Raw genomic sequence first — 5,362 nt, 5'->3', positions numbered from 1 at the left:
ATTCTGCCCGTAATAGGCACGTACATAGAGTGAGTCGCCAACCACAACAGACCAAATCCAGGTCGGGGTACCATAGGTAACGCCGTTTTCCCGGAAAGGTGAGATGTGAAGATCGTCGGACTCCGCGATCCTGCTCAATTCTTCTTTCGACCACGTACTCATGAATGGGATCCTCCTTAAAACTTGATATTAAGCATGCACATAGAATGAACTACTGCAGCTTAAAATGAACATTGATTGTTTAATCAACTCGTGTTTATAATTTTATACAGGAACCCCATGCTTACAATGGTCATTTCCTCACAATGTGTGCGTTACTCAACAAATGATCCAAAATTGCCGATTATCTTAAGATGGAGGACGTTATAAAAATGACTAAAGTGGATCGAAGGGTCGTCAAATCCCAAGAAGCTATCAAGAAGGCCATTCTTGAACTGATGGCAGAAAAAAACTTTGATGACATTACTATCCGTGATATTTCCGACAGGGCCAATGTGAATCGAGGCACGGTATATCTGCACTATTTGGATAAATACGACCTGCTGGATAAAATTATCGAAGAACACATCAGTAATCTCAGCGAACTTTGCCGATCTGCATCCGAAATGAGCTTTCAAGAAGGAAATTATGTCTGGTTCGAATATTTTGCAGAGCATCATTTGTTTTTTCAATCATGCTGAACACCAAAAGCGCGGCTCATTTCCGCAGCCGTTTCCTTGATTTAGTCGTTCAAGAGTATAAAGTTGAAGTCGATGTAACCGAAGGGAAAAATCAAGGCTTAAATCAAGAAATTATCCTGCAATTTTTCGGGGCAGCCGTTGTGGGGAGCGTGGAATGGTGGTTCAGGAATGGAATGCCTGTTCCTCCTCGTGTCATGGCAGAACAGACAGGGATCTTGCTGGATCGAAATTTTTAACCTCTGAATAACAAAACCACCTGTAGCTCATATAGAAATATATGGATTACAGGTGGTTTTCTATTAATAAGTCGAGGCGAAGTTACTGCCAATTTTGTTGTTCTTATGAACATCTTCCGTTCCGGCATCCAGCGCTGTCTTGTAATAAAAGCATTTATGTTCGATGACTTCCATCGTTTTTTTAAGTTCTTCCATCTGCGCCTCTACAGCAGTTTTTCGTTCCAGAAACATATCATATCTTTGTTTCAGAGTCGTATCCCCTTCTGAACACCAACTAATAAAATTTTTAATTTCCTTAATCGGCATCCCCGTGGTTTTCAAACATTCGATTACTTTTAAAGCCTCGATATCGGATTCTTTAAACAAGCGTTTTCCGCTGGCTGTCCGTTCTACCAAGGGCAAAAGTCCCTCTTTATCGTAGTAACGCAAGGTATATATCGTAAGGTTCAATTGCTTGGCAGCTTCACTGATTGAAAATGTCTTCAACAGGGATCTTCCTTTCTTTGCGATATGGCTCTGTCGTTTATACCTTTTTTGATATTATCATAAAATCAGTGCTTGACCTAGAGTTAACTCTAGGGAATAAAATTGATTTTGCAACATATGAACAACCATGGATAGGAGGATTTCGAGATGATTACTGCTAAAGCAAGAGCTGTCGACGGTCCTGACAAACCGTTTCGAGCAGCTGAAATTAAACGGCGCGATCTGGATTCGCAGGATATTTTAATTGAAATCAAATTTGCGGGAATATGCCATTCCGACATCCATACGGCTCACGGCGAATGGGGACCTGTCAACTATCCGCTTGTGCCTGGACACGAGATTGCGGGAATTGTTACGGCTGTTGGCCCTAATGTCACAAAATACAAAGTCGGAGACCGTGTAGGGGTTGGCTGTATGGTTGATTCCTGTGGCGAATGCGAGAACTGCCGTAAAGGGGAAGAACAATACTGCCTCAAAGGAAATGTCCCGACCTACGCTGGTGTTGACAAATACGGCGAGCCAACTCAAGGTGGTTATTCCACCCACATTGTCGTCACGGAGGATTTCGTAGTTAGAATCCCCGACAACATCGAGCTTGATGCCGCGGCGCCGTTGCTTTGCGCGGGTATCACAACCTATTCCCCGCTTAATCACTGGAAGGCCGGCCCAGGAAAAAAGTAGCTGTAGTCGGTATGGGCGGCCTCGGGCATATGGCTGTTCAAATTGCGCATGCGATGGGTGCCGAGGTCACGGTTTTGTCCCAAACCTTAGTAAAAAAGAAGATGGCCTGCAATTGGGTGCAGACAACTACTACGCCACTAGCGATCCGGAAACCTTCGAAAAACTCGCCGGCCGCTTTGATCTGATTATTAACACGGTGAGTGCCAGCATCAATATGGATGCTTATTTCTCACTACTTACGCTTGACGGAACTTTGGTAAACGTCGGTGCCCCTGGGGAACCGTTGTCGCTGAATGTCATGTCCCTCATCGGACATCGGCGTTCATTTGCGGGCTCCATGATTGGAGGCATCCGCGAGACACAGGAAATGCTGGACTTCTGCGCACAGCACAGCATCGTTCCTAAGATCGAAGTGATCTCGGCCGACCAGATTGACGAAGCCTACAAACGTGTATTAGCCTCGGATGTGAAATACAGATTCGTCATCGATATTAGCACGATGTAAGCTGCGTACCAACATTTGTTCCATAAGTGATTACATGTTGAAGGTGCCTCAAAAGCTAGCTTTTGGGCACCTTCGTTTTATTCTATAATCTTCATTCCACGTCTTTATTCCTCATCAAAATAAACGGTTTTTCCCGTTTCTGCGGATATATACACCGCCTCTAATATTTGCGATACAACCATAGCTTCCCTCGGGTTTAACCAAAGGTTCGGTATCGTTTACGATACTGTCAATCCATTGCTTGGCTTCATACTCGAAATCGGTCATTTCTTCTCCGCTGAATCGTTCTCTTGCATTCGGATTCACATCGATTTTATTCAGGAACAGGCTCCCATCCCTCTCGCCATTGATCCGCAGTTCATTTTTAGCAAAATCCGCTCCTCCCTTCGTTCCGCACAGCAGGTTGCCGCCACCTTCTGCAATGTTAAGGGCCCAGCTGGTTTCAATGATGACTGTCGCTCCATTTTTAAATTTCACATACCCGAACGCCGAATCTTCTACCTCGAATTCGTTTGGATCCCAGGATCCCCATTCGTTTGCGGCATTTTCGGTATATTTCAGTTTATGGAAGACGCTGCCGACGACACTAACCGGTTCATAGTTATCCATCAACCACAGGATCAGATCAAGGGAATGGGTTCCAATATCAATCATTGGACCGCCTCCCTGTTTCTCTTTATCCAGGAACACGCCCCATGTAGGTACGCCTCTCCTCCGGGTCGCAACCGCTTTGGCAAAATAGATATCTCCAAGTTCCCCATTGGTGATCATCTTTTTTAACAGCTGGCTTCTGGCGTTGGAGCGATTCTGGTACCCGACGGTTAGCTTCTTGCCTGTTCGCAAGTGGGCTTCGTACATCGCTTTGGCCTCCGCGCCTGTGACTGCCATCGGTTTTTCGCACATGACATGTTTGCCGCATTCGAGCGCATCAATGGATATTGACGCGTGAGCGCTGTTCGGTGTCAATACATGTACAACCTCAATATCCTCTATCGCAAGCATATCTTTGTAATTTGTAAACACCTTTGCATCTGGCGTGCCGTATTTTTGCGCCGCTTCCTCGGCCCTTTCCGGCTTCAAGTCGCAGAAGGCCACCATCTGTACATGATCTAACTTGGACAAACACGGCATATGCTTACCGCCCGCGATCATGCCGCAGCCGATGATTCCTACTTTTACAGTTCTCATCTGAATTCCCTCCCCCACGCTATTTGAATTCTACCGTCCGGTTTTCCTTATGAGCGGTGTATGCCGCCTCCAATAGCTCCGTCAATTTTGTCCCCTCTTCCAGACCGAAGGGCATCGGCTTGTTATGAAGCAATGCATCTGTCCATTCGATGATCGGAAGCGGCTGCTCTTTAGGGAGTTGGTTCGGTGAAATCCATCCGGAGAAAGGCAAATCGAGCTTCTTCGAGATGACTCTAACGTTATCATCTGAGACCATCAAGGTGCCCTCCGTGCCGTAAATCTCAAGGGCGGAAGGAGTTCTATACGTCACAAGGCTTGTTTCGACAAGTGCGACAGCGTTGTTTACGAACTCAATCGAGCACTGCGCATTATCTTCCACTGCACGATGGGTGAAGTAATGAAACATGGAGGTGATTCTTTTGGGCTTACCGAGCAGCATACTTGCGATGTACATCGGATGACAGCCCAAATCCATCATGGCTCCGCCCCCTGTTTGTTTCTCATCATACCAGTATTCCGGCAGCCAATTGTTTAAAGCACCGTCGTGTCCGTTACGAATGCGTAGAAGCGTTATGTCCAGCGTTATGTCCCCTAATATATGGTCGTCAATCAATTGTTTAGCGAACAATTGGTGTGGTCTTGTAAGAGCAGGAAATGAAATGCAAAACTTGACGTCTGCTTTGCGTACCGCTGCAGAGATCCGATCGCATTCCTGGGTGGTAAGAGCCATGGCTTTTTCGGTAAAAATGTGTTTGCCGGCCTCAGCGGCTGCTACCATGACGTCTGCGTGCATACTTGTAGGAGCGTCCACGACGACGCCATCGACGTCTTCCCGTTTCAGCAGAGTGTCCAAATCTGCTTCAAAATCCGCTCCCAATTGGGCAGCCCATTCGCTTCCGCGTTCAGGCTGTTCGTCCCAGACGGCCGTGATCTTAACGTTTCCATGATTTTGCAGCTTTCTGGCGTAATCAGCTGCATGCACATGCCACTTGCTTAACATCGCAACGTTCAACATGCTTTTCCCCTCCGTAATCGGTTAATGTTCGTCGTATGCGTTTGAGCATTCGTTAGAAAGTGAATTGGGATGGCAGTAACGCCACCCCAAAATTGTTCACGATATAGATTGAACGATCTAGAACCCTACATCATCTCTTTCCGCAGCTTTTTGAGCTACGAACTCCGCCATTTCATCCACGCCGGCGGCCTTATATTTTTCTTGAACACTATGAAGAAGATTTAGAGCTTCTTCATCTGACGACGCAAACAGCGCTTTCTTAAATTCGTCATCGAAATTCAAGCTGCTGGTTTTACTGATAAAATCCTGATATTTGGGCCATTCTCTTGCAAGGTAGCTGGCGCTTACTTTGTCTATAATTTTGATAGGCATTTTTGCCGAGAAGCTCTCCTCCAACTTCTGCCACTGCGTTTTTTGATCTTCGGGCGTTGGCCAAGTGACTTCATTGGAGAATGCCCCGATGAACCTTCCTGGTAGGAAATTGAGCCCTGCATCTCTCTTCAGATCCGGGTTTTCATCGAATTGTTTTTTCACATCCGGAATCCATTGGGGTATCCCGTTTTCCATGGTG

At 46.2% G+C, this 5,362-nt stretch carries 3 protein-coding genes and 4 pseudogenes; 2 read left to right on the top strand and 5 right to left on the bottom strand.

Going from position 1 to position 5,362, the window contains the following annotated elements; translation table 11 throughout:
* A partial coding sequence (locus CPT76_RS08975; RefSeq protein ID WP_146116281.1) for a DUF2255 family protein occupies positions 1 to 162 on the bottom strand: 162 nt, incomplete at its 3' end.
* Between the two features lie 209 nt (positions 163 to 371).
* Here CPT76_RS08975 and CPT76_RS08970 point away from each other — a divergent pair.
* Positions 372 to 916: pseudogene (locus CPT76_RS08970) on the top strand (TetR/AcrR family transcriptional regulator).
* Between the two features lie 63 nt (positions 917 to 979).
* On the opposite strand, the gene CPT76_RS08965 reads toward CPT76_RS08970, so the two are convergent.
* Positions 980 to 1,402 carry a MerR family transcriptional regulator gene (locus tag CPT76_RS08965; RefSeq protein ID WP_105442669.1) on the bottom strand — a complete coding sequence of 141 codons (423 nt, stop codon included), beginning with the start codon at positions 1,400 to 1,402 and terminating at the stop codon, positions 980 to 982.
* A gap of 147 nt (positions 1,403 to 1,549) precedes the next feature.
* Between CPT76_RS08965 and CPT76_RS08960 the strand changes: the two are divergent.
* Positions 1,550 to 2,588: pseudogene (locus tag CPT76_RS08960) on the top strand (NAD(P)-dependent alcohol dehydrogenase).
* Between the two features lie 104 nt (positions 2,589 to 2,692).
* Here the strand turns inward: CPT76_RS08960 and CPT76_RS08955 are convergent.
* From CPT76_RS08955 to CPT76_RS08945, 3 genes and pseudogenes are all read right to left on the bottom strand, one after another.
* A pseudogene (locus CPT76_RS08955) lies at positions 2,693 to 3,776 on the bottom strand (Gfo/Idh/MocA family protein).
* Between the two features lie 19 nt (positions 3,777 to 3,795).
* A complete protein-coding gene (locus tag CPT76_RS08950) occupies positions 3,796 to 4,791 on the bottom strand; it encodes a Gfo/Idh/MocA family protein (RefSeq protein ID WP_105442668.1) in 996 nt (331 codons plus the stop codon).
* A gap of 117 nt (positions 4,792 to 4,908) precedes the next feature.
* A pseudogene (locus CPT76_RS08945) lies at positions 4,909 to 5,362 on the bottom strand (extracellular solute-binding protein); the annotation flags it as partial.

The organism is Paenibacillus sp. AR247 (assembly GCF_002968895.1).
In the GTDB taxonomy this organism is placed as follows: domain Bacteria; phylum Bacillota; class Bacilli; order Paenibacillales; family Paenibacillaceae; genus Paenibacillus_AQ; species Paenibacillus_AQ favisporus.
Note: the sequence above shows the minus strand (reverse complement) of the source record. Positions and strands in the feature narration are given on the sequence as shown.